The organism is Synechococcus sp. BMK-MC-1 (assembly GCF_014279955.1).
Lineage (GTDB): Bacteria > Cyanobacteriota > Cyanobacteriia > PCC-6307 > Cyanobiaceae > Synechococcus_C.
The window spans coordinates 399,798-419,770 of record NZ_CP047939.1; the positions used below are offsets into that span (position 1 = coordinate 399,798).

A 19,973-nucleotide genomic window follows, 5' to 3' on the forward strand; every position below is an offset into this window, starting at 1 on the left:
GTCGGGCCTTTTAAGGTTCATTCCATCAATGAGACTCCATGGCCTCACCTGCATTCCATCCCCTGGATTGTCCTGATCCGGCCCAGGTGAGTTTTGGCACCGATGGCCTGCGGGGCCATGTCGGTTCGGCCATCACCTCCACGCTGGCTTTGCAGGTGGGTTTCTGGTGCGGGCGGGTTCTCCCCGCGGATGGCCCCGTGCTGATCGGGATGGATTCCCGCACGAGTGGATCCATGCTCGTCTCTGCACTCGCGGCCGGTCTGACCGCAGCCGGGCGCGAGGTCTGGACCCTTGGGCTCTGTCCCACCCCGGCAGTCCCCGGCCTGATTCGCCGGTTTGGAGCAGCCGGTGGCTTGATGGTGTCCGCCAGCCACAACCCACCGGAGGACAACGGCATCAAGGTGTTCGGTGCCGATGGCAGCAAGCTTGGCTCTGCTCTGCAGTCGCGCATCGAAGCCGGTTTGCGCGGTGAGGAGCCAGCGTCAGCGCAAGCCCATGCGTTCGGTGCATCCCACCAGCGCTCTGATCTCCTCGATCTCTACAAACAGGACCTTCTCAGCAGCGTGCGCCATCAGCGGCTGGATGGTGTGCCGATTGTGCTGGATCTGTGCTGGGGCTCGGCCACAGCCTGCGGCGCCGCGGTGTTCTCCGAGCTCGGCGCTGATGTCACGGTGCTCCATGGCGAGGCCGACGGGGAGCGGATCAATGTTGATTGCGGGTCCACCCATCTCGAGCCCTTGCGGCGGGCCGTGCTGGAGCGTGGGGCGGCCATGGGCTTCGCCTTTGATGGCGATGCCGATCGGATGTTGGCGGTGGATGGCCGGGGCCGCATCGTTGATGGCGACCATGTGCTTTTCCTCTGGGGTTCGGCCCTGCAGGACAGCGGCGTGCTCCCCGACCAGAGACTGGTGGCCACGGTGATGTCCAATCTGGGATTTGAGCGGGCCTGGCAGGCGCGAGGTGGGCAGCTTGATCGCACTCCAGTGGGTGATCAGCATGTGCACGCCGCCATGGTCCGCAGTGGTGCGGCACTTGGTGGGGAGCAATCCGGGCACATTCTTTCCTCCGCCCACGGGCTTTCCGGTGATGGGGTGCTGACGGCCCTGCAATTGGCCAGCCTTTGCCATGGCCAGGGGATCACCCTGGCCGATTGGTTGGATCGCAGCTTTGAGGCCTATCCCCAGAAGCTGGTGAATGTGCGGGTGCCTGAGCGTTCACGGCGCAAGGCCTGGGCAGACTGCCAATCCCTCACCGCACTCGTGCAGGAGGCTGAGCGCAGCATGGCGGGCGATGGGCGTGTGCTGGTGCGGGCCAGTGGCACCGAGCCACTCCTGCGGGTGATGGTGGAGGCGGCCGATCCCAAGGCCGTTGAGCACTGGACCCAGCGCCTGGCTGAAGCGGCGGACCAGCACCTCAATGCGGCTTGAGCTGACAGCAATCGCGGGCCAAGGCCAGGGCGCCATCACAGGCGTCGCCCAGGGGCTGGGTCCAGCGAGCACCGGGTAGGTGCTCCTGCACCGCCCGGCGCACGGCGCCCTTGAATTCCGTGAGATTCAAGAGTGCGCCTCCGTGGGCGCAAAGGTTGGGGGTCTTCAGGTGCAGCGTCCTGGCCACAGCGCCGGCGGCTTCGGCCAGAGCGAATGCCGATCGATCAAGGATGCGCTGGGCTTCGCGATCTCCCTGGGCGGCGGCCGCGTCCACCAGCGGTGCCAGGCGTGCCAGATCGGCAGGCTGATGATCTGGCTGCACCACCAGGGTTTTGAGGTCGTTGGCCGACCGGCAGCCGAGCTTTTCCCACAGCGATTGGCGTAACGGTCCATCCGCCAGTCGTCCATCGGCCATGCGCAGGCTCACCTGCAGGCCCTGGTGCCCGAGGTCGAAGGCTGAGCCTGCACCATCAAGGCGCCAGCCCCAGCCGCCGCAGCGTTGTTCTTCGCCAAGGGTGTTGCGTCCCACCACGATCATTCCCGTGCCACTGATCAGCACGATTCCCGCTTGCTCGGCGAAGGCGCCGCGCAGGGCGGTGCGTTCATCGCCTGTGGCGACGCAGCGATCCTCGGGGAGATGGACCACCTCGCGGAGCAGGGATGCGGCACGGGCCTGCAAACCTGTGCCGGCCTCCACGCCACTGGCGCCAACCGCTGCAGCGGCGAGGGGCTCGTCGTGGTGATCGGGCCATGCGGCATGCAGGCTTGAGCGGATGGCTTCCCGGAAGCGTTCCTCGCCGCCCGAGGCATCCAGATGGCTGACGCCCGTGCCCGTGCCTTCGCCCAAGACATGCCAGCCCTCATGGGTCCAGCGACTGAGCCGGCAGCGGCAATGGGTCTGGCCTGCATCGAATCCGGCCAGAACCAGGGAGGTGCTTGTCGGAACGTCAGTCATGCCTTCTGCCGGCATTGGCTGAGGGTGGCCAAACAGAACCATCCAGTGATCTGCACTTCGGGGCGGAAGAAGATCGTGTCGGCAGCGCCATGCACCAGAAGCCCAATGATCGCGGCAAGGCAGCCGATGCAGGGCAAGGCCAGATCCGCATCGGACGCCAGCGCTCTCAAGCCTCTGCGCAGGCTGGCAAGGGCGAGGCCGATGCAGGCGATCAGGCCGGGAATGCCTGTTTCCACCAGAAGTTCCAGTGGCACGGAGTAGGCGCTCAGGGCATTGAACTTCGGTTGTTGATAGAGGGGGTAGACGCTGTTGAAGGCGGCGTTCCCCGGACCGATCCCCAACCAGGGGCGGTCTTGGATCATGTCGATCGCAGCCAGCCACACATTGATCCGGAAGTTGTTGGAGCTGTCGCCGCGTCCGGCAAGCAGGCTCATCACCCGGGTGCGGATCGGGTCCACCTGGGTGACGGCTAGGGCCAGCAGAAGCCCCCCGGCTCCCAGCAGGGCCAGGGGCACCAGTCGTTTCCAGAGTGGGGGCCAGTGGCGAATGGCGCGAAGCACCAGCAGCAGCACCAGGCTGCCGATCGCTGCCACAAGGGCGAGCCATCCCCCCCGGCTGTAGCTGAAGAGCACCGACGCACAGCCGAGGATGAAGGCGGTCGCGGCAAAAGCCCGGCTGCCCCATCCGCGCCAGCGGATGCAGGCCACCAGCGCCAGCGGCAGGATCGGCACCAGGTAGCCCGCCAGCAGATTGGGGTTGCCCAGCGGGCCATAGATCCGGATTGTTCCTGCGGCGACTGAATTCGGATCGGCCCAGCGGGCCAACTCTTCGGTGGGGGCATAGAGCTGACGCAGGGCCAGCACATCGGTCAGCAGCGATCCCCCGAGCAGAGCCGCCATCAGCCGATCCCACCATTCAGGGCGTAAGTCGAGAAGCTGGCGCATCAGTGCATAAACCCCCAGGTAGCTGAGCAGTTTCACCAGCCCCTTGAGGGCCGCGGCGGGAACTGGCGAGAAGCCTGTGGCCAGCACGGCGACACCTAGAAACAGCAGCAGCCAACCGCTGATTCCACCCAGCCGCTCGGGAGGCTTGCTGAGCGACCACAGCAGCCAGAGCGCACCGCATGCCAGCACGATCAGTCCCAGCCCCGTGCGCGTCACCAGGGGCAGTCCTGCAAGCAGGAGGATTAAAACGATGCCGGCCAGATTGGCGAGGCGCTTCTGTTGGGCTGCCGAGCTGGGGAGACATCCCTGCCAGCGCAGCAACCATGGAGACGGTTCTGAAGCCTCAGCCATCCGGGGGGACTGCGTCGTTGGCGGGATTATCGACCCGTTGCCAAGCAATCTCCAGCTCTTCAGGATCCGGCAGTGGCTGCCGATTGCGCCGGTAGAGCACCCGATAGGCCGGAAGCCCCAGCTCCTGCACGTAGCGTTCCCGTTCCGTGGGTACCGGCAGGGGGTTGTCGGCTCGCCACGGTCGGGCGTCCTCGGCTGGGCGATCGAAACAACCGCTCAGCTCAACCAACGCCACCATCGGTTCGATCACGGCCAGCACGTCACTCTGCACAAACAGTTCCCGCCCCGGTTGCAGGGTTGCGGCAATCGCCAGCAACAGGGAGGGCTGCAGCACGCGCCGTTTGCGGTGGCGCCGCTTGAACCAGGGATCCGGAAACTGAATGCTCACCAGCTGCAGGCGATCCTGCGGCAGCGCGGCCATCCACCCTTCCAGGCTCACATTGGCGTTGCAGAACAAGTAGTGCAGGTTGAGGCGTTCCAGCCGGTCCCGATCGCGCTGGGCGGACCGCACCAGGGGCCGTCTGATTTCCACACCCAGGTGATTGCGATCCGGTCTTAGGGCGGCCAGCTCCTGCAGGCAGATCCCTCGGGCGCAGCCGATGTCGAGATGGATGGGACGGCCGGGATCATCGAACAGTTGCTCCGGAGCAGGCAGCTCCAGCGGCAGCTGAAAGAACCTGCTGAGGGGATTGACGTGCTGACGCATCAGGACGGTGAGGACGCGAGCGGTGCATGGCGGAGAAGGCCCCAGCAGGCGGTGTAACCATGCAGATGGGTCGCGCCGCCGAGGGGACCGATCTCCCCGTTGCAGAAGCTTCCGGCAATGGGGAGATCGGGGATGACCTCTCGGGCGATGGTCACATCACCGTCAGCGCCACCGAACAGGCCGCTGCCTCGTCCGAGGCAGGCGAACAACAGCCCGCAAAGAGGAGCTTTTGTGGATGCGGTTGCCCTGCTGGCTTGCAGCAGTTGGCGTGCTTCCTGGCGGGAGGCCTGCGCTTCCCGCAGTTGAAATTGCACGTTCTGTCCTGCGCGCACGCGCTCGGCGACAGCAACGGCTCCGTTGCGGGGATCCACTCCGATCAAGTTGCGCACAAGAAAGGTGCGCTCCTGCTCGTCGTCGGCTTGTGGTTCCGGCTGTTCGCTCTCGGATTGGATCCGTTGCAGCTTGGCCAGTGCAGCCCCTGCGGAGAGTTCCTGCCGCTCCACACCCAGAAACAGGGAGTGCTGCACCAGTTCACGATCCTCGGCGCTCAATCCTGCAAGCACCCGCTGCAGGCAAGCCACGGGGCTGTCGCGCCGCTCGCCATCACTGAGTTCCAGCAGCACGTTGCGCTGGGCCTGTTCGATGGCAAACACCGGCCCAATCGGTCGGCACCCCTGCGCCACCACAGGGTCGAGAGACCAATCGCCGCCAATGCTCAGAGCAACGGCCCCGGCTGCAACGCCATCAGCGCAGAGCAGGGAGCCATGGGCCGCGTTGTGGGGGATGGCGATTCCACCGATCTTGTCCACCTCGGGGTAGGCGTAATCCAGACCGCTGATCAGATCATTGATGCCGCTGCATGTGGGATCGATCAACAGCAGAAGGGATCGACTGGATCCCGGCTTCAGTCCCACCCACTCGTGCCAGTGCTGCGCAGCACCGTCGAGATCTGGAAGGTCGCTGCCGCTGAGTTGCACGCTCTGAAGCTCGGCTCCGGGAAGGTTGAGCAGCATCACGCTCAACGCCGGGTTCTGCTCCACTTCATGGGCTTCGTTGGCTGCGGTGGTGCCCACCACGCCACCGCCGAGACATCCAAGCCAGTGGCTGGCGTGCAAGCGCTGCTGAAGCAGGGGCAGCAAACGAGGCAGATCACTGGCGAAGTGACTGGACACAAACACCAGGGCAACATCGGCGGCGTTGCCCCCAAGGGTGCTGGACACATCCCGAACGGCCTCCTCCATGGATGGCTGATGGGAGAGGGCATGGCGGCAACGCGCTTGGGAACCCGAACTCCGGAACCAATCGAGAGGATTAAACGGAACCATGAATTGGACCTTACCAATCCTGTGGTCTTGATGGATGGCACTGATAATGACGTGCTGATGTGCCTGGCTGGTGCCTGATCTCACGACCCGAACCCTGGTGTGGCTGACCTATCGCCTGGGCGCCACGATTGCTCTCGGTCTTCCCTTGATCCTGCTGATCTGGGCTGGAGTGCGCCGTGATCCGGCCCTCGTGCGTCTGCTGAGCATTTACTGGAAGGTGGCCAGCCTGCTGGCGATCAGCGTGCTGTTGCTCACCGATCAGAGGCCGATTGGTTACGTCACGGCCTTGCTGGCCCCCCTGCTGATGGCTGGATCGGTGTGGTTCTGGGTGGATCTCAACGAAGAACTGGCCGATAGTCCCCCAGGCCGGGCTCTGCCGATGACCGTGCGCATCTGGCGCTGGTCCCTCACGGTGTTTGCGGTGTTTGCCGTGGGGATGTCGGGATCGGCGCTGGGCTGTGCCCGCGCGCTGGAGGCTGCCGAGTGCAAGATCTGGCTGGAAGCGCCCCAGGGACTGCACCGGGTTGCCGAACGTCTGTTTGATTTTGTGTTCGGGGGCCAGTGGACGGAAGCTGTTGCCGCCTTCATCGGCTACGTGGCTCTTGTGGCCTATGCGGTGGGTCTGTTGCAGTGGCTGCTGGTGCGCCTCCCGCGCCAAGGGCGCGTGGCCGGTGAATTCTGATGCCGGTTGACGATGATTTGGTTCACGCGCTCGAGGAGCGCACCCGCCAACATCCCGACCGTGTGGTGCGCTTGCGGGGACGGGTTGATGCGGAGCCTTTCGAACTCTTGATTTTTCGAGGCTTCAGCAGCAGCACAACCCACCCCACCGCGTTTGATCCAGACGCCTCCGTTCTGCCCGAGGGCACGCTGCTGGATCAGGTTGAAGTGCTGCAAGGTCCGTTATCACCAGCCAACGAGATTGTTTTGGCAGGTCCGATGCAGCCTGGCGCTCTGCTGAGCGACGAGCACTGGGTCAAAGCCTCCCCAGAACGCTGACGCAGCGGCAGCAGAGATGGGGGTGGTCGGCATGCTGGCCCACATCACTCTCGTAATGCCAGCAGCGCTCGCATTTGCTGCCGCGAGCCCGGGCCACTTCAATGAGCGCGACGTCGTCGTCGTGGTTGGCGAGCAGTTCCGCCCAGGGCTCACCGCCAATCTGCAACTGGGACACCAGCAGCCAGTCACGCAGCCCATCCACCTCGTCATGGCCCTGGTCGTTGAGCCACTGCAGAGCCGATTGCAGGCTTGGATTGTGGGCCTCAAGGCGAACCGCTGCCTCCAGCGATGCGCCCAGCTCTCCACGGCTGCGGCAGTCTTCCAGCACTTTGTTCACTGATGTCCGCAGCTCGCGCAGTTGCTGCATCGGTTCGTTAAGAGACGCGTCGCGCCAACAGTCCGGCGCGGTCGGCCACCCCCGTTGGAAGACCGAGGCCTCGCTCACGGCGTAGGGGAGGTTTTGCCAGATGTCCTCAGCCATATGACAGAGCACAGGCGCAATCAAGCCCGCCAGCCGCTCGATGATTAAAGCCATCACGGTCTGACAGCTGCGTCGGCGCTGGTCAGTGGGGGCACTCACATACAAGCGGTCTTTGGCGATGTCGAGGTAGAAGTTGGAGAGGTCGGTGACGCAGAAGTTCTGCAGCAGCTGGAAGAAGCGGAAAAACTCGTAGCTCTCGAAGGCTTTTGTGATCTCATCCATCACTTCGGCAGTGCGTTGCAGCATCCAGCGGTCCAGCAGGGGCAGGTCTGCCACCGCGATGGCATCGGTGGCGGGATTGAAGTCGTGCAGATTGCCGAGCAGGTATCGGCTGGTGTTGCGCACTTTCCGGTAAACGTCCGCGAGCTGACGCAGGATTCCGGCGCCGATGGGCACATCGGTGGAGTAGTCCACCGAGCTCACCCAGAGCCGCAGCACATCAGCGCCGTAGGCCGGCTCCTGCTTCTGGTTTTTGCCTCCCTCGATGATCACCATCGGGTCGACCACATTGCCGAGGGATTTGCTCATCTTTCGCCCCTTCTCGTCGAGGGCGAACCCATGGGTGAGCACGCGTTTGTAGGGGGCATGGCCGTTGACGGCCACGGAGGTGAGCAACGAGCTCTGGAACCAGCCGCGGTGCTGATCGGATCCCTCGAGGTAGAGGTCGGCGGGGTAGCTGAGCGACTCTCGCTGGCTTGACACGGCAGCCCAGCTGGATCCGGAGTCGAACCACACGTCCATGGTGTCGGTGCCCTTGCGCCATTGATCGGCCTGGTCGGCATAGGCGGGTGGCAGCAGATCCGCTTCGTCTTTCTCCCACCACACGTCGCCGCCGTGGGCGGCGATCAGCGTCTCGATATGGCTCAGGGTGTCGGCGTTGAGCAGCACCTCGCCGTTGCTGCGGTGATAAAACACGGGGATCGGCACTCCCCAGGTGCGTTGGCGGGAGATGCACCAGTCCCCCCGCTCCTTCACCATCGCTTCGATGCGGTTGCGACCTGAGGCTGGGGTCCACTGCACCTGGTCGATGGCGTCGAGGGCGTCCTGGCGGAAGCCCTCCACCGACGCGAACCACTGTTCCGTGGCGCGGAAGATGGTGGGTTTCTTGGTGCGCCAGTCGTAGGGGTAGCGGTGGCTGTAGGCCTCCTGCTTGAGCAGTGCTCCGGCTTGCTCGAGGGCCTCGATGATCCCTGGATTGGCGTCCTTGAGCACGTTCAGGCCTGCGAAAGGACCTGCCTCTGCGGTGAGGGTGCCGGCTTCGTCCACGGGGCACAGCACGGGCAGGCCGTGCTTCTGGCCGGTGTGGAAGTCGTCGACGCCATGCCCTGGGGCGGTGTGCACAAGGCCTGTGCCGGATTCGGTGGTGATGTACTCGCCGCCGATCACCACGGGGCTGGTGCGATCCAGCAGCGGGTGCCGATAGACGAGCCCAGCAAGCAGGGCGCCTTTCACCGTGGCGCGCTGCTGGAGGGGACGCTCGAGGGTTTTGCTGAGCGACTCGATCAGATCGGCAGCCACCACCAGCAACCGGCCGTTGCCATCGTCGACCAGGGCGTAGTCGAGCCGTTCGTTGACGGACACCGCCAGGTTGGCGGGAAGCGTCCAGGGGGTGGTGGTCCAGATCGCCACTTGCAGGGCCTGCCCAAGGGCATCCGTCTCGGTGGGCAGTTCCAGGCCCTCCGCCTTGAGTGCATCCCGCAGGGGGACGGGAACCTCCACCGCCGGAAAGGCCACATACACGCTGGGGCTGGTGTGGCCGTCGGGGTATTCCAGCTCGGCTTCGGCCAGGGCGGTGCGGGAACTGGGGCTCCAGTGCACGGGCTTCAGGCCCCTGTAGATGTGGCCCTTGAGCACCATCTCGCCGAACACCTTGATCTGGGCGGCTTCGTACTCCTTCTGCAGGGTGAGATAGGGCTCGTCCCAGTCGGCCCAGATGCCCCAGCGCTGGAAGCCCTTCATCTGGCCATCCACCTGCTTGCGGGCGTAAGCAGCGGCTTTCTTGCGCAGCTTGATCGGTGTCAGCGCTTGGCGCTGTTCCTGATCCATCGACTGCAGCACCTTGAGTTCGATCGGCAGACCGTGGCAGTCCCAGCCAGGCACGTAGCGCACCCTGCGGCCCTGCAGCACTTGATATTTGTTGATCACATCCTTGAGCACCTTGTTCAGGGCATGGCCCATGTGCAGGGCACCGTTGGCGTAGGGAGGCCCGTCGTGAAGCGTGAAGGTGGGCCCGCTGTTGTTGAGCCCCAGTGGCCCATCGATGCGGTTGTCGCGCCAGAAGGCCTGCAGCTCCGGCTCCCGCTTCACCGCGTTGGCGCGCATGCCAAAGCCTGTTTGCAGCAGGTTGAGCGTGTCCTTGTAGGAGGGACGTCCCTCGGCGGCGTCGCGGGTCTCCTTGCTCACGTTGGGGCAGCTGCAACCGGAATTATCCGTCTTCGCTGGGTGGGGTTGCGGCTTCTTGGTCAGGCGCTGTCGGTTCCTGGGCTTCTTGTTCTGGTGCTTCAGCGTTCACGGCTTCGCTCACGGCCTCGCTCACTGCTTCGCTTTTCGCCGCTTCGGCTTTGGCGTCTTGGGCGTCAGCGGCTTGCGGTTCGGGCCTGACCCAGCGCTTGCCCGTGCGGCTGCTGCCTTCAGGGCGGTCAGCCGCTGGCGCTTTGGGTTTCAGGCTGCCCAGGGCCTGGCCGGTGTTGCTCAGCAGCGCATTGAGGGTGGCAGAGAGTTGCTGGAGGCTGGTGGACCAGCGCTCAGTGGATTTCAATCGCTGTTGTTCCTCGGGGCTCAGCTGCTGCCAGCGGGACTGAGCCACTTCGCTGCCGAGGCGGCTGATCAGCAGCCCTGCGCAAACCACCGCCAACATCGGTGCACCCCGGAGGCGGTCGCTGCTGGTGACCAGCACCAGCCCAAGCAGCAACACCACCGCACCCCAAACTCCATCGCGGGGTCGGCTCAGTTCCGTGACCAGAAGCGGAAGCAGCAGCACCGCCAGGCCCAACACCAGACAGAGATCTCCAGCAAGGGTGGCCAGCATCGCGGGCTCCATGGATCAACCCATTCTGGGCTGCTGCCTAAAATTGCCACCTTGCCCATCTGGCGGAATTGGTAGACGCGCTGGTTTTAGGTACCAGTGGCTTCGGTCGTGGGGGTTCAAGTCCCCCGGTGGGCATCCGTTTCTCTAATTTGGTGTCTCTTAGCAGTCGGCTGACGCGCTTTCGCTGAATGACCCAGGCTTTCGCACAACCTGAAATGCCGGCTGCGGAGGTGCGTTGGCGATCTGTCCCCAAACAGTTCGTTGACCCTCCTGCTGCCTGGAACCCCACGGTGGGCCTGTTTCTGGGTGGCTATGCCCTCGCGGCGCTCACCATCTGGGGCTGGTTTGCTGCCGGTTGGCCGTTGCCGGTGATGTTGATCACTGGGTTTCTGGCGCTGCATCTGGAGGGAACCGTTGTTCACGATGCCTGCCACAAATCGGCCCATCCCGTGCCCTGGGTGAATCAATTGATGGGGCACGGGTCGGCGTTGTTGCTGGGTTTCAGTTTTCCGGTTTTCACTCGGGTACACCTTGAGCACCACGCCCATGTCAACGATCCAAAGAATGATCCCGACCACATCGTGAGCACCTTCGGCCCGCTGTGGCTGATCGCTCCGCGATTTTTCTATCACGAGGTTTTTTTCTTTCAGCGCAAGCTCTGGAAGCGCTGGGAGTTAATGCAGTGGGGATTGGAGCGGGCCGTGTTCTTCACGATCATTGCCGCTGCAGTCACCTTCGATTTCCTTCCTTTCATCTTCAATTGCTGGTTCGCGCCGGCTCTGATGGTGGGAGTCACCCTCGGGCTCTTCTTCGACTACCTGCCCCATCGTCCCTTCACCTCCAGAAATCGCTGGACCAATGCCCGGATCTATCCAGGCAGGCTGATGAACTGGCTGATCATGGGCCAGAACTATCACCTGGTGCACCATCTCTGGCCATCGGTGCCCTGGTTTGAGTACAAGCCCGCTTATGAGGCCACCAAACCCCTTCTGGATGCCAAAGGTTCACCGCAACGGCTTGGCATTTTTGAAACCCGGGCGGATGGGGCCAATTTTCTTTACGACATCCTTGTGGGCGTGCGCAGTCATAAGCGCCGCAAGGGCAAGATGCGTCGCGCGGCCCGCTTCATTCCCGGCCGCGCCCTGCAGCGCAGTTGGCTGGGTTTCGTGGACCGCAGTGCCATCAAAACCCAGCCACGGCGGCCTCACTCACCCTGACTCATTCGGCCAGGATCTTCGGCACTCGGAAGAAATCTCCCTCCCGCAGGGGGGCCTGCTCCAGCAGATCCTCCCTCACTTCGGTTGCTTCCACCTTGTCCTCACGGGTGACATTGACAACCTCAACGGCGCGGGTGGTTGCCGGCACGCCTTCGGTGTCAACGGCCTGAAGCTGGTCGACGTAATCCAGGATCCGCTCCAGTTGACCGGTGTAGGTGGCGATGGTGTCCTCAGGGAGATCGAGCCGGGCCAAGTGGGCCACCTTGCGCACGTCGTCGGCCGTGATGTTGCTCATGCGGCAGTGAGGAAAGTGCTGAGATCCTCGCGCAACGCCTCCGCGGCCGTGTTCAACAGCTCCAGGCCATGGTCCGGTTTGGCCAGATAGGGATCGGAGCCCATGCGCCCGTCGGGATAGCGGCGGCGGAAATCGGCTGGCCCATGAATGGATCCGCAGGGGGCCGCCTCCGGCAGCGCCCGCTGTTTGGCGATGAGGCTGTTGTGCAGATGCAGGGTGACGGCGATTTCGCTGGGGGTGGCGTGCTGGCCTTCACGGTCGCCGTAAAGCTCGCGGGCCCGCCGCATCACTGGGCCGGCCATGAACCAGTTGGACAGCTTGCAGCGCAGACGGGGGGCCACCTCGAGGCCGCGGCTGGCAGCAGTGCCATAGGCCTGGGCGAAGGCGGCCCTGGTCGTGGCCATGTTGCCCCCATGACCGTTCACCACAAAGATGCGCTCGAATCCATGGGTGGCCAGGGACAGCACCAGGTCATGCAACACGGCCAGCAGGGTGGCGGGCTGAAGGCTCATGGTGCCGGCAAAGCCGAGGTGGTGCTCGGCCATGCCGAAAGCCTGCACCGGCGTGACCAGCACACCGCTGCGTCGTCCCAGTTCCAGGGCCACGGCTTCAGCGGTGAGAGCATCGGTGCCGATGGCACCGGTCGGTCCGTGCTGCTCGGTGGAACCCAGAGGAATGATCACCCCTTTGCAGCTCTGCAGGTACCGGTCCACGTCCGGCCAGCTCTGCAGGGCTAAACGAATGGCATCGGTGTGGTCCACCGGGCCCGGGAGCGAAGAGGTCATGGTCGTTTCACGACTGATAGTGATCCTGGCGCTCAGTGGGCGGTGCCGTTGCCGTCGTACTGATCGGTGTTGTAGTACCCACCCCTGGTGCCGAAGAAGAGGGTGGTCAGCACGAACAGTCCACTGCCGAAGAGCAGAACTGTGCCCAGGTTGAATCCGGAGAGGGCGGCGTCCATTGGAATTACGTCCACTTGTTCAAGCCTGGCAAGGATGCGCTCGATGTCACGCCTTGCATGATCGGATCGTCACTTCCGCCGATTTCGCTGCCTGTGCGAGGCACGGCCAACCACTGGCGCAGCCAGCCGGTGAGCCAGATGAAAGGCATGGTGTCGATCACTGCGGCCATGGCCTTGAAGAGATAGCCGCTGGCGATGAACGACACCAGCTGGGGAGCCACGGGTTCTCCGGGGCGAACGGGGAGTACGCCGGAGGCGTAGTGGCTGATCAGCACCACAGCGCTGGTATCCACCAGCTGACTCACCAGGGTTGAGCCGTTGTTGCGCAACCAGAGAGCCCGTCCGCCGCTGAACTGCTTCCAGAAGTGGAAGAGGCGGACGTCCACGAACTGGGCGGTGAGATAAGCCGCCATGGAGGCCAAGACGGAGCCGAAGGCCAGTCTCTGGATTTCGAAAAATGTGGAGTCTGGAGCTCCTTCCAAGCCGGGGAGCAAGCCGCCTAGCCAGAGGATCAGCACGACCCAGCCGTTGAGAAGGAGGCCGACCCACACCACCTGGCTGGCTCGCTTCTCACCCCACAACTCACTGATCAGATCCGTGCACAGAAACGTGATCGGATAGGGAAGGGCGCCAACGGCCACCACGATCGGCCACGACCCGATGTGCCCCAGTTCAAGGAAGCGGGTGAGGCCAAGGATGTTGAGCATCCCCAGGGTGCCGAGGAACAGCCCTGCAAGAGCCAGAAAGACAAAGTCGCGGCGTGCCTGGATTGAGGCGTTCATCGCTGCGAGCATGGAGATCGAAATGCAGCCTGGCGGCAGTCTGCTTCCCTGTCACCACTCCAGAAGACTGGAAACGATGCGTTGGAGGGATGGTCATCGCCTTGATTGAATTCTATCCTCTGGCCCAATCCTTCTTCGCCCGCCCTGCCGAGCTGGTCGGTCCTGAGCTCATCGGTTGCCTGCTTGTGAAACGCCAAACAGACGGCAGCTTGCTCTGGGGCGTGGTGGTGGAAACCGAGGCGTATTCGCAGGAGGAGCCTGCCTGCCACGGCTATCGGCGCAGGAGCCCTCAAAACGAAACGCTCTTTGGTGAGCCAGGGCGTTTCTATGTGTATGTCAGCTATGGCATCCACCACTGCGTGAATGTGGTGACTGATCGCGCCGAGTGGGCGAATGGTGTGTTGCTCAGGGCCGTGGCGCTGCCGGGTGAGCCTGAGCGCGTGGCAGCGGGACCTGGGCTGCTGGCCCGTCGCTTCGGGATCGACCGGCAGATGGATGGTTGTTCCGCCTGCTCCGGGCAGGATCTCTGGATCGCTCCGCGCCCTTCGGAGCTGCAGAATCTGGCGTTGGTCACCACCACTCGCATCGGGATTGCCCGAGCGCAGGAGTGGCCGTGGCGCTGGTATCTCCAAGCCAGCCGCAGTGTGAGCAAACGGGCCAAGGGAGACCGCAAGCCGCTGCTGCAAGCCGCTTACCACCCCAATGCTGCCTGGGCGAATGGATCTCCTCCCACTAAGCTTCAGCAGAGTGAGAGGACGCCCAGTTGAGCGCGTGGACCCACCGCCACATCCTCGATCTCTCCACCTTCTCCAGGGAGGACTACGCGGCTGTTCTGGAGCTGGCCCATCGCTTCAGTGCGATGCCCGTCACCGGCGCTCGGCGGCTGCCGGCGCTCCAGGGGCGGCTTGTGGCCACACTCTTCTTCGAACCAAGCACCCGCACCCGCAGCAGCTTTGAGCTGGCAACCAAGCGCTTGTCTGCCGACGTCTCCAGCTTCTCGCCTTCCAGCAGTTCGCTCAGTAAGGGAGAGTCCCTGCTCGATACAGCACGCACCTATGTGGCCATGGGCGCCGATGTGCTGGTGGTGCGTCACCGCTGCACGGGCGTGCCCAGGCAGTTGGCCGAAGCCCTTGAACGCACGGGTGAGCGCACCGTGGTGCTCAATGGCGGCGATGGCCTGCACAGCCATCCAAGCCAAGGGCTGCTCGATCTCTACACCCTGGCGCAGCATTTCAACCCCCTTCACCCGTTGCCGGAAGCCCTGCGCGGACGCCGCATTGTGATCGTGGGCGATGTTCTCCACTCCCGGGTGGCGCGCTCCAATCTCTGGGCCCTCACCGCCTGTGGCGCGGATGTGGTTCTCTGCGGTCCGCCAAGCCTGGTGCCTGAGGCCTTTGCGCAGTTCGTGGCCCAGCCACCGCCTGGACAAGCCTCAGACCCCGTTGCTGATCGGGGCACGTTGACCGTGGTGCGCAATCTTGATGATGCGCTCGCCGGAGCTGATGCGGTGATGACCCTGCGTTTGCAGAAGGAGCGTATGCGTCAGCACATGCTTACCAGCTTGGATCGCTATCACCGCGACTTTGGGCTCAGCCATGAGCGACTGCAGGTCTGCCAGGGTTTCATCCCTGTGCTCCACCCCGGTCCGGTGAACCGGGGTGTGGAGATGAGCGGTGCCCTTCTCGATGATCTGAGCGCCAATCGTGTGGAGGATCAGGTGCGCAATGGCATCCCGATCCGGATGGCACTGCTTTATTTAATGGCGGCTGCGGAGTCTCCGCTTTCGCTCTGAGTGGGGAGCCCGGACACCTGGTTGGAGTAGTAATCCATCGCGGCCCGTAGGGCAGCTCCGGGTTCGGCGATCGAGGGGCCAGAGCCAGGCTGCATTGGGAATGCAGCATCTGGGGCATCCAGTCCCATGTGCTGACTGGGCATCCCCGTGAGCAGCATCGATGCTCTCGATTGCGACACCACCGCAAAGATCCATTTGATCAGCAGGGTGTAGCGGTTTTCCCGATCGGGCATGAAGGCGAGGTGGGCGGCAGCCCAGAGCAGCCAACCGATGCCACCTTTGAACTTGAAACCACGCAGATCGGCTACTGCGTCAACCCGGTCGAGCACGGCCATGCTGCCGAAGTCAAACCAGCTGAATGTTGGACGCGATTGTCCGCCCACCATGGCGGCAATGTCTTTGCCAACGAAACCGCCGGCCTGGGTGGCGGGACCCGCCATCCCCGGCAGGGGGTTGCCGTCTTTGGTGTGCTTATACGAGCAGAGATCGCCCACCACACGGATTTCCGGGTGGCCTTGCACCGAGAAGTCCGGTTCCACGATCACCCGTCCGCTCCGGTCGGTTTCGCAGCCGATGGCGTCGGCCAGCTTTTTGCCAAGATGGGAGGGGCGCACACCGGCTGTCCAGATCACGGTGGCGGCCTGAAGGCGTTGGTCTCCATCGGGGGTGCCCACGGTCACTTCGCCGGGCTGCATCGTCTGCACCCGACCCTTGAAAAGCATTTCTACGCCAAGGGCCTCAAGGGTTTCCTGGGCCGCTTGAGACAGCGCTTCCGGCATTGCCCTCAGCACACGGTCCCCCGGATCAACCAGGATGATGCGAGTGTCAGCCGGATTGAGCTGGCGGAACTCACGGCGCATGGCATTGCGCATCAGTTCTGAGGTGGCTCCTGCCATTTCGCAGCCTGTCGGGCCGCCGCCCACGATCACAACGGTTTGCAGGAAGCGACGCGCTTCCGGGTCAGGGGTCTGCTCCGCCTGCTCCATCGCCATCAACAGGCGCCGGCGGATCTCTTCAGCGTGTTCGAGGATCTTCATCGGTGGCGCAAAGGTGCGCCAGTGTTCATGGCCGAAGAACGTGCTGCCTGAACCGGTGGCCAGAACGAGATAGTCGTAGCCGTAGCCCTTGCCGTTGAAAACGATCTGCTTGCCTTCAGGGTTGATCTGGGTCACTTCACCCAGCAGCACCTGCACGTTGCGCTGCCGTCCCACCAGCTGCCGCAGGGGTGTGGCCACATCCCCTCGGGACACCAAGCCGGTGGCCACCTGGTACAGGAGCGGCTGAAACAGATTGAAGTTGCGTTTGTCGATCAGGCTGATTCGAACGTCGGCATTGGCCAGGGCTTTGCAGGCTCTGACGCCGGCGAAGCCGCCGCCAACGATCACCACGTGAGGAGCGTGGCGTAGGCGTTCTTCAGGGGGCTCCAGCTCGAGATAGAAACGCTCACCAGCCATGGCCAGAACTTCAGCAGATCTATCCGTAGGGTATGGATTGAACGTGGTTTTGTCCGTGCGCTGCGGCGCCAATCAGGTCGGTGCCAATCAGGGCGTCAGAGCAGCTTGAATCCCTCGAGCAGAAGGCCATAAAGAAGGCCGATCCGAACCATATCGAGAAGTTGTCTGCCTAGATGCGTCTGATGATCCCGAGCCCAGTGACGCCTCACGCGCACCATCACTTCCAGCACGCCCACACTCAGCATCGCTGCCAGGGGATCCATCAAATTCAGGGATCCGGAGATCGCGGCAATTCCATTCCCCAACATGAAGCTTCCCGTGAGCGCGATCAGGAGAAGAGAGATGCGGCGCCATGGATTGGTCGCCCAATGATCGAGGCGGGTTGAAGCTTCACCAAGACTGCGTTGAAGCCTGGTCGACTGAAGACGGGCGGTCATGAGGGCAGCCGCTCAGGGAAGAGGCAGGGAGGTGCACCGGTGATCCCCATCACCCGACCCAGACCCCGCCGACCTTTGTATACACCATTTGTGGTGTTTTGCCTTTATCAGGCGCTACATGTTGGACTTCTAAGGAAAAAGCCCAGGCTCAGCCCGGGCCGGATGATGGGGACTGGCGAAGGAAAGCTTGAACTTCACCACTTGGCAAGTGGCTGTTTGAAATCAGTCGGATTCAGCCTTGGCCTTGCGAGAGCTCTTGCCCTCGAGAAGTTCGAGCAGGGCTTCCATCTGTGCCATCACGCCACGAACCTCGCCTGCCTCCGGGAGAAGGCCGTCTTCCATGACACCTTGGTGCATCTCCCGCAGTTCTTGGCGGATGTAGCGCAGGTGACTCACAACCTGTTCGCGTTTTGACTGAGACATCTACCAAGGGCCTTTCAGCTTCTCTTTTACCTCATGGCCCGCAGCGGCCGATCAATGGGCCTGGGTCAGCGGCGTGCCAGACCGCCGGCCATGAGGATCAAGACGTAGGTGAGTAAGGCCGATGGCCGCACAGGAATCGACGCCAGCACAGCGCATCCCAGCAGCGTCAGCAGAAGCGGTCGCCAGCTTCTGCGGGTGATGCCAAACGTGGTCATGACGAGCGGCGCGAGAATTTGGCGCGTGCCTCTTTGTAGAAGGCCTCGTCGATCAGATTTCTGCTGAGTTCTGTTGCTAGCGCCTCAATTTTGCGACGCACAGCTGGACGCACAAAGAAAGGAACTTCGCGAAGCGCTTGTTCGGCTTCGGCCGTCCAATCCATGTCCCCAGCGATGACTACGAATGGAGGATAGGGGATTCGAACCCCTGACCTCTGCGGTGCGATCGCAGCGCTCTACCAACTGAGCTAACCCCCCGTGCCTGAAACCTAGCGTCTGTGTTTTGTGCAAGAGGCCAGGCACAATGAAGCGAACGTCCACGCTCTGCATGCCGATCACGCCGGAGCGTCTGGCCTCCTTCGATGAAGCGTCGGTGGCTTCCCTGGCCCGACGCCTGGAAGACGACGACTACCCCACCCCGTTTGCGGGTCTGAGCGACTGGCACTTGTTGCGTGCTCTCGCGATCCATCGCCCCGAGCTCACGCGCCCGTACGTCCACCTGATCGATCAGGAACCCTTCGACGAGGACTGATCCATGGCCGGGCTGCTGCAAGGACAGCGGGTGATTGTTGCGGCCTGCGGAAGCATTGCGGCTGTGAAGACTCCACTGTTGGTCAGCGCGCTGATCAAGGAGGGGGCGCAGGTCCGCTGTGTGGTCACCAGCAGCGGTTCTCAACTGGTGAGTCCTGTCGCACTGGCGTGTCTCAGTCGCAATCCCTGCCTTCAGGACGCTGACCAATGGGATCCCTCTCGCCCACGGCCTCTGCACATCGAGCTCGCGGAATGGGCAGACCTGGTGATTGTGGCGCCCCTCAGCGCAAGCTCTCTGGCGCGATGGGTGCACGGCGATGGCCAGGGACTGCTGGCCAGCCTCCTGTTGGCCTGCGAGTGCCCGGTTCTGGCCGCAAGCGCCATGAACACGGCCATGTGGCAACACCCGGCCGTTCAGCGCAATTGGAGCAGGCTCCACGACGATCCCCGGGTGCTGCCTCTGGCTCCGCAGGCTGGACTGCTGGCCTGTGACCGCGTCGGCACCGGCCGGATGGCGGATCCGGAGTGCATCGTGCTGGCTGCAGCCAGCATGATGCTGCAGGCTGACAACGAGGGGAAGCTGCGTTCCGATTGGCACGGCAAGCGCGTGCTGGTCAGCGCTGGGCCCACCCGGGAACCGTTGGATTCAGTGCGTCTGATCAGCAACCGCAGCAGCGGGCGCATGGGCGTTCTGCTCGCCCAGGCGGCACGCTTCCGCGGTGCGGACGTGGATCTGGTGCATGGTCCGCTGACTGTTCCAGACGCCTGGTTGGAGGGCTTGCACTGTCTGCCGGCGTTCAGTAGCGCCGCCATGGAGGTCTGCCTGTTGGAGCGTCAATCCCGCGCTGATGCTGTGTTGATGTGCGCAGCCGTTGCGGATGTGCGGCGCGAGCGCTCAGACAACTCCTCCAAGCTTCCCAAGGGCGAACTCATGGAGACGATGGCCCAGGGCTGGGAGCCGGTGCCGGATCTGCTGCAGTCGCTGGGGGCGCGACGTTCTTCCCAGCAGCATTTGCTTGGTTTCGCTGCCTTGGCGGGAGACGATGAAACGCTGCTCCGGCGCGGCCGTGAGAAGCTCCAGGCCAAAGGCTGTGACCTGTTGATGGTCAATCCGGTAGATCGCCCCGATCAGGGCCTTGACAGCGACCTGAACGGTGGATGGCTTCTCGGTCCAGGTGAACGCGAGGAGGCCATTCCCGCTGTGCACAAGCTCGCTCTGGCGCACGATCTGTTGGATCGGCTCAGCCAGCTTGGCGATTAAGCCGCCATGTCTGCAGGTCCTTGATCGAGTAGGGCGATGAAGGTTTTCAGTTGCAAACGGGGGATATAAGGCCAGCCGCCACTGCGCTCGAGGGTTTGAAGAAAGCCAAACAACTGCTGACGGTCTTCCGGGAGGCTGTTGCGAAATGCTCCTTCTTGAACGTCGCGATGGAGCGCCTCAAGTTCCCTGAGAAAGAGGAGAAGGGCTTCAGGCTCATCGCGATGGTCGTCGGCGAGCACACGCAGCTGCTCCAGCAGGGGCTGTAGTTGAGCCTGGATCGTGGAATCTTCGTTGCTCTGCACGCCGAACGCTTCACGTTGTTGAGAGGTTGCGAACCTAACTGGAGTGGCTGATCAACTTCTGTAAGATTCGCCTCATCGGTGGACATT

Annotated in this window: 24 protein-coding genes and 2 tRNA genes; 9 read left to right on the plus strand and 17 right to left on the minus strand. The window is 63.3% G+C overall.

Annotated elements, in window-relative coordinates; genetic code table 11:
* The first annotated feature begins 38 nt into the window (after positions 1-38).
* Positions 39-1,427, plus strand: a complete 1,389-nt coding sequence (gene glmM, locus SynBMKMC1_RS02040) for a phosphoglucosamine mutase (protein WP_186472545.1) — start codon at positions 39-41, stop codon at positions 1,425-1,427.
* Here glmM and SynBMKMC1_RS02045 read toward each other — a convergent pair.
* Genes SynBMKMC1_RS02045 through SynBMKMC1_RS02060 form a run of 4 tightly spaced genes read right to left on the minus strand, consistent with a single transcriptional unit; the run spans position 1,414 to position 5,708 of the window.
* The gene (locus tag SynBMKMC1_RS02045; protein WP_186472546.1) at positions 1,414-2,382 is read right to left on the minus strand and encodes a BadF/BadG/BcrA/BcrD ATPase family protein; all 969 of its coding nucleotides are present in this window, start codon (positions 2,380-2,382) and stop codon (positions 1,414-1,416) included. The two genes, glmM and SynBMKMC1_RS02045, sit on opposite strands and share 14 nt — an antisense overlap.
* The gene (locus tag SynBMKMC1_RS02050; RefSeq protein WP_186472547.1) at positions 2,379-3,677 is read right to left on the minus strand and encodes an IctB family putative bicarbonate transporter; all 1,299 of its coding nucleotides are present in this window, start codon (positions 3,675-3,677) and stop codon (positions 2,379-2,381) included. The genes SynBMKMC1_RS02045 and SynBMKMC1_RS02050 overlap by 4 nt, the downstream gene beginning before the upstream one ends.
* Positions 3,670-4,383 (minus strand): tRNA (guanosine(46)-N7)-methyltransferase TrmB, encoded by a 714-nt coding sequence (gene trmB, locus SynBMKMC1_RS02055; RefSeq protein ID WP_186472548.1) that lies wholly within the window; start codon positions 4,381-4,383, stop codon positions 3,670-3,672. The genes SynBMKMC1_RS02050 and trmB overlap by 8 nt, the downstream gene beginning before the upstream one ends.
* Positions 4,383-5,708, minus strand: a complete 1,326-nt coding sequence (locus SynBMKMC1_RS02060) for an FIST N-terminal domain-containing protein (RefSeq protein ID WP_186472549.1) — start codon at positions 5,706-5,708, stop codon at positions 4,383-4,385. Before SynBMKMC1_RS02060 ends, trmB begins: the two co-directional genes overlap by 1 nt.
* A 70-nt stretch (positions 5,709-5,778) precedes the next feature.
* Between SynBMKMC1_RS02060 and SynBMKMC1_RS02065 the strand changes: the two genes are divergently transcribed.
* Together SynBMKMC1_RS02065 and SynBMKMC1_RS02070 are read left to right on the plus strand one after the other, a co-directional pair.
* Positions 5,779-6,390 carry a DUF3177 family protein gene (locus SynBMKMC1_RS02065; protein WP_011932259.1) on the plus strand — a complete coding sequence of 204 codons (612 nt, stop codon included), beginning with the start codon at positions 5,779-5,781 and terminating at the stop codon, positions 6,388-6,390.
* Positions 6,390-6,707 carry a hypothetical protein gene (locus tag SynBMKMC1_RS02070; RefSeq protein WP_186472550.1) on the plus strand — a complete coding sequence of 106 codons (318 nt, stop codon included), beginning with the start codon at positions 6,390-6,392 and terminating at the stop codon, positions 6,705-6,707. The genes SynBMKMC1_RS02065 and SynBMKMC1_RS02070 overlap by 1 nt, the downstream gene beginning before the upstream one ends.
* On the opposite strand, the gene ileS is transcribed toward SynBMKMC1_RS02070, so the two are convergent.
* Complete coding sequence (gene ileS, locus SynBMKMC1_RS02075; RefSeq protein WP_186472551.1) at positions 6,685-9,591, minus strand: isoleucine--tRNA ligase; 2,907 nt, start codon at positions 9,589-9,591, stop codon at positions 6,685-6,687. The two genes, SynBMKMC1_RS02070 and ileS, sit on opposite strands and share 23 nt — an antisense overlap.
* Positions 9,592-9,613: 22 nt before the next feature.
* Positions 9,614-10,216, minus strand: coding sequence for a Ycf66 family protein (locus tag SynBMKMC1_RS02080; RefSeq protein WP_186472552.1), 603 nt, complete (start codon positions 10,214-10,216; stop codon positions 9,614-9,616).
* 53 nt (positions 10,217-10,269) lie between these two features.
* Here SynBMKMC1_RS02080 and SynBMKMC1_RS02085 point away from each other — a divergent pair.
* Together SynBMKMC1_RS02085 and crtR are read left to right on the plus strand one after the other, a co-directional pair.
* Positions 10,270-10,351: transfer RNA gene (locus SynBMKMC1_RS02085), tRNA-Leu, on the plus strand.
* 53 nt (positions 10,352-10,404) lie between these two features.
* Positions 10,405-11,433: a beta-carotene hydroxylase gene (gene crtR / locus SynBMKMC1_RS02090; RefSeq protein WP_186472553.1), complete on the plus strand. Its 1,029-nt coding sequence runs from the start codon at positions 10,405-10,407 to the stop codon at positions 11,431-11,433.
* A gap of 1 nt (position 11,434) precedes the next feature.
* Here crtR and gatC read toward each other — a convergent pair whose 3' ends face one another.
* The 4 genes from gatC to SynBMKMC1_RS02110 are packed head-to-tail and all read right to left on the minus strand — an operon-like array spanning position 11,435 to position 13,471.
* The gene (gene gatC, locus SynBMKMC1_RS02095; RefSeq protein WP_011932264.1) at positions 11,435-11,728 is read right to left on the minus strand and encodes an Asp-tRNA(Asn)/Glu-tRNA(Gln) amidotransferase subunit GatC; all 294 of its coding nucleotides are present in this window, start codon (positions 11,726-11,728) and stop codon (positions 11,435-11,437) included.
* The gene (locus SynBMKMC1_RS02100) at positions 11,725-12,513 is read right to left on the minus strand and encodes a creatininase family protein (RefSeq protein ID WP_186472554.1); all 789 of its coding nucleotides are present in this window, start codon (positions 12,511-12,513) and stop codon (positions 11,725-11,727) included. The genes gatC and SynBMKMC1_RS02100 overlap by 4 nt, the downstream gene beginning before the upstream one ends.
* Before the next feature lie 32 nt (positions 12,514-12,545).
* Positions 12,546-12,704, minus strand: a complete 159-nt coding sequence (locus tag SynBMKMC1_RS02105; RefSeq protein WP_222930397.1) for a hypothetical protein — start codon at positions 12,702-12,704, stop codon at positions 12,546-12,548.
* Positions 12,695-13,471 (minus strand): queuosine precursor transporter, encoded by a 777-nt coding sequence (locus SynBMKMC1_RS02110; protein WP_255486258.1) that lies wholly within the window; start codon positions 13,469-13,471, stop codon positions 12,695-12,697. Before SynBMKMC1_RS02110 ends, SynBMKMC1_RS02105 begins: the two co-directional genes overlap by 10 nt.
* A gap of 89 nt (positions 13,472-13,560) precedes the next feature.
* Here SynBMKMC1_RS02110 and SynBMKMC1_RS02115 point away from each other — a divergent pair, with 89 nt between their 5' ends.
* Positions 13,561-14,238, plus strand: coding sequence for a DNA-3-methyladenine glycosylase (locus SynBMKMC1_RS02115; protein ID WP_186472557.1), 678 nt, complete (start codon positions 13,561-13,563; stop codon positions 14,236-14,238).
* A complete protein-coding gene (locus SynBMKMC1_RS02120) occupies positions 14,235-15,263 on the plus strand; it encodes an aspartate carbamoyltransferase catalytic subunit (RefSeq protein WP_186472558.1) in 1,029 nt (342 codons plus the stop codon). The genes SynBMKMC1_RS02115 and SynBMKMC1_RS02120 overlap by 4 nt, the downstream gene beginning before the upstream one ends.
* Here the strand turns inward: SynBMKMC1_RS02120 and SynBMKMC1_RS02125 are convergent.
* From SynBMKMC1_RS02125 to SynBMKMC1_RS02150, 6 genes are all read right to left on the minus strand, one after another.
* On the minus strand, positions 15,224-16,717 hold the full coding sequence (locus SynBMKMC1_RS02125; protein ID WP_186472559.1) for an NAD(P)/FAD-dependent oxidoreductase: 1,494 nt from the start codon (positions 16,715-16,717) through the stop codon (positions 15,224-15,226). The genes SynBMKMC1_RS02120 and SynBMKMC1_RS02125 overlap by 40 nt on opposite strands.
* Before the next feature lie 95 nt (positions 16,718-16,812).
* Positions 16,813-17,154, minus strand: a complete 342-nt coding sequence (locus tag SynBMKMC1_RS02130; protein WP_011932272.1) for a DUF565 domain-containing protein — start codon at positions 17,152-17,154, stop codon at positions 16,813-16,815.
* Between the two features lie 222 nt (positions 17,155-17,376).
* Entirely contained in the window at positions 17,377-17,577 is a 201-nt protein-coding gene (locus SynBMKMC1_RS02135) for a hypothetical protein (RefSeq protein WP_006042295.1), read from the minus strand.
* A gap of 65 nt (positions 17,578-17,642) precedes the next feature.
* Positions 17,643-17,792 (minus strand): hypothetical protein, encoded by a 150-nt coding sequence (locus tag SynBMKMC1_RS02140; RefSeq protein WP_186472560.1) that lies wholly within the window; start codon positions 17,790-17,792, stop codon positions 17,643-17,645.
* Positions 17,789-17,956, minus strand: coding sequence for a PCP reductase family protein (locus SynBMKMC1_RS02145; protein WP_186472561.1), 168 nt, complete (start codon positions 17,954-17,956; stop codon positions 17,789-17,791). The genes SynBMKMC1_RS02140 and SynBMKMC1_RS02145 overlap by 4 nt, the downstream gene beginning before the upstream one ends.
* 21 nt (positions 17,957-17,977) lie before the next feature.
* Positions 17,978-18,050, minus strand: a tRNA-Ala gene (locus SynBMKMC1_RS02150).
* A gap of 70 nt (positions 18,051-18,120) precedes the next feature.
* Between SynBMKMC1_RS02150 and SynBMKMC1_RS02155 the strand changes: the two genes are divergently transcribed.
* Both SynBMKMC1_RS02155 and coaBC read left to right on the plus strand, forming a co-directional pair.
* A complete protein-coding gene (locus SynBMKMC1_RS02155; RefSeq protein ID WP_011932275.1) occupies positions 18,121-18,324 on the plus strand; it encodes a DUF2555 domain-containing protein in 204 nt (67 codons plus the stop codon).
* A gap of 3 nt (positions 18,325-18,327) precedes the next feature.
* Entirely contained in the window at positions 18,328-19,584 is a 1,257-nt protein-coding gene (gene coaBC / locus SynBMKMC1_RS02160; RefSeq protein WP_186472563.1) for a bifunctional phosphopantothenoylcysteine decarboxylase/phosphopantothenate--cysteine ligase CoaBC, read from the plus strand.
* On the opposite strand, the gene SynBMKMC1_RS02165 is transcribed toward coaBC, so the two are convergent.
* Positions 19,581-19,886, minus strand: coding sequence for a hypothetical protein (locus SynBMKMC1_RS02165; RefSeq protein WP_186472564.1), 306 nt, complete (start codon positions 19,884-19,886; stop codon positions 19,581-19,583). The genes coaBC and SynBMKMC1_RS02165 overlap by 4 nt on opposite strands.
* Between the last annotated feature and the right edge of the window lie 87 nt (positions 19,887-19,973).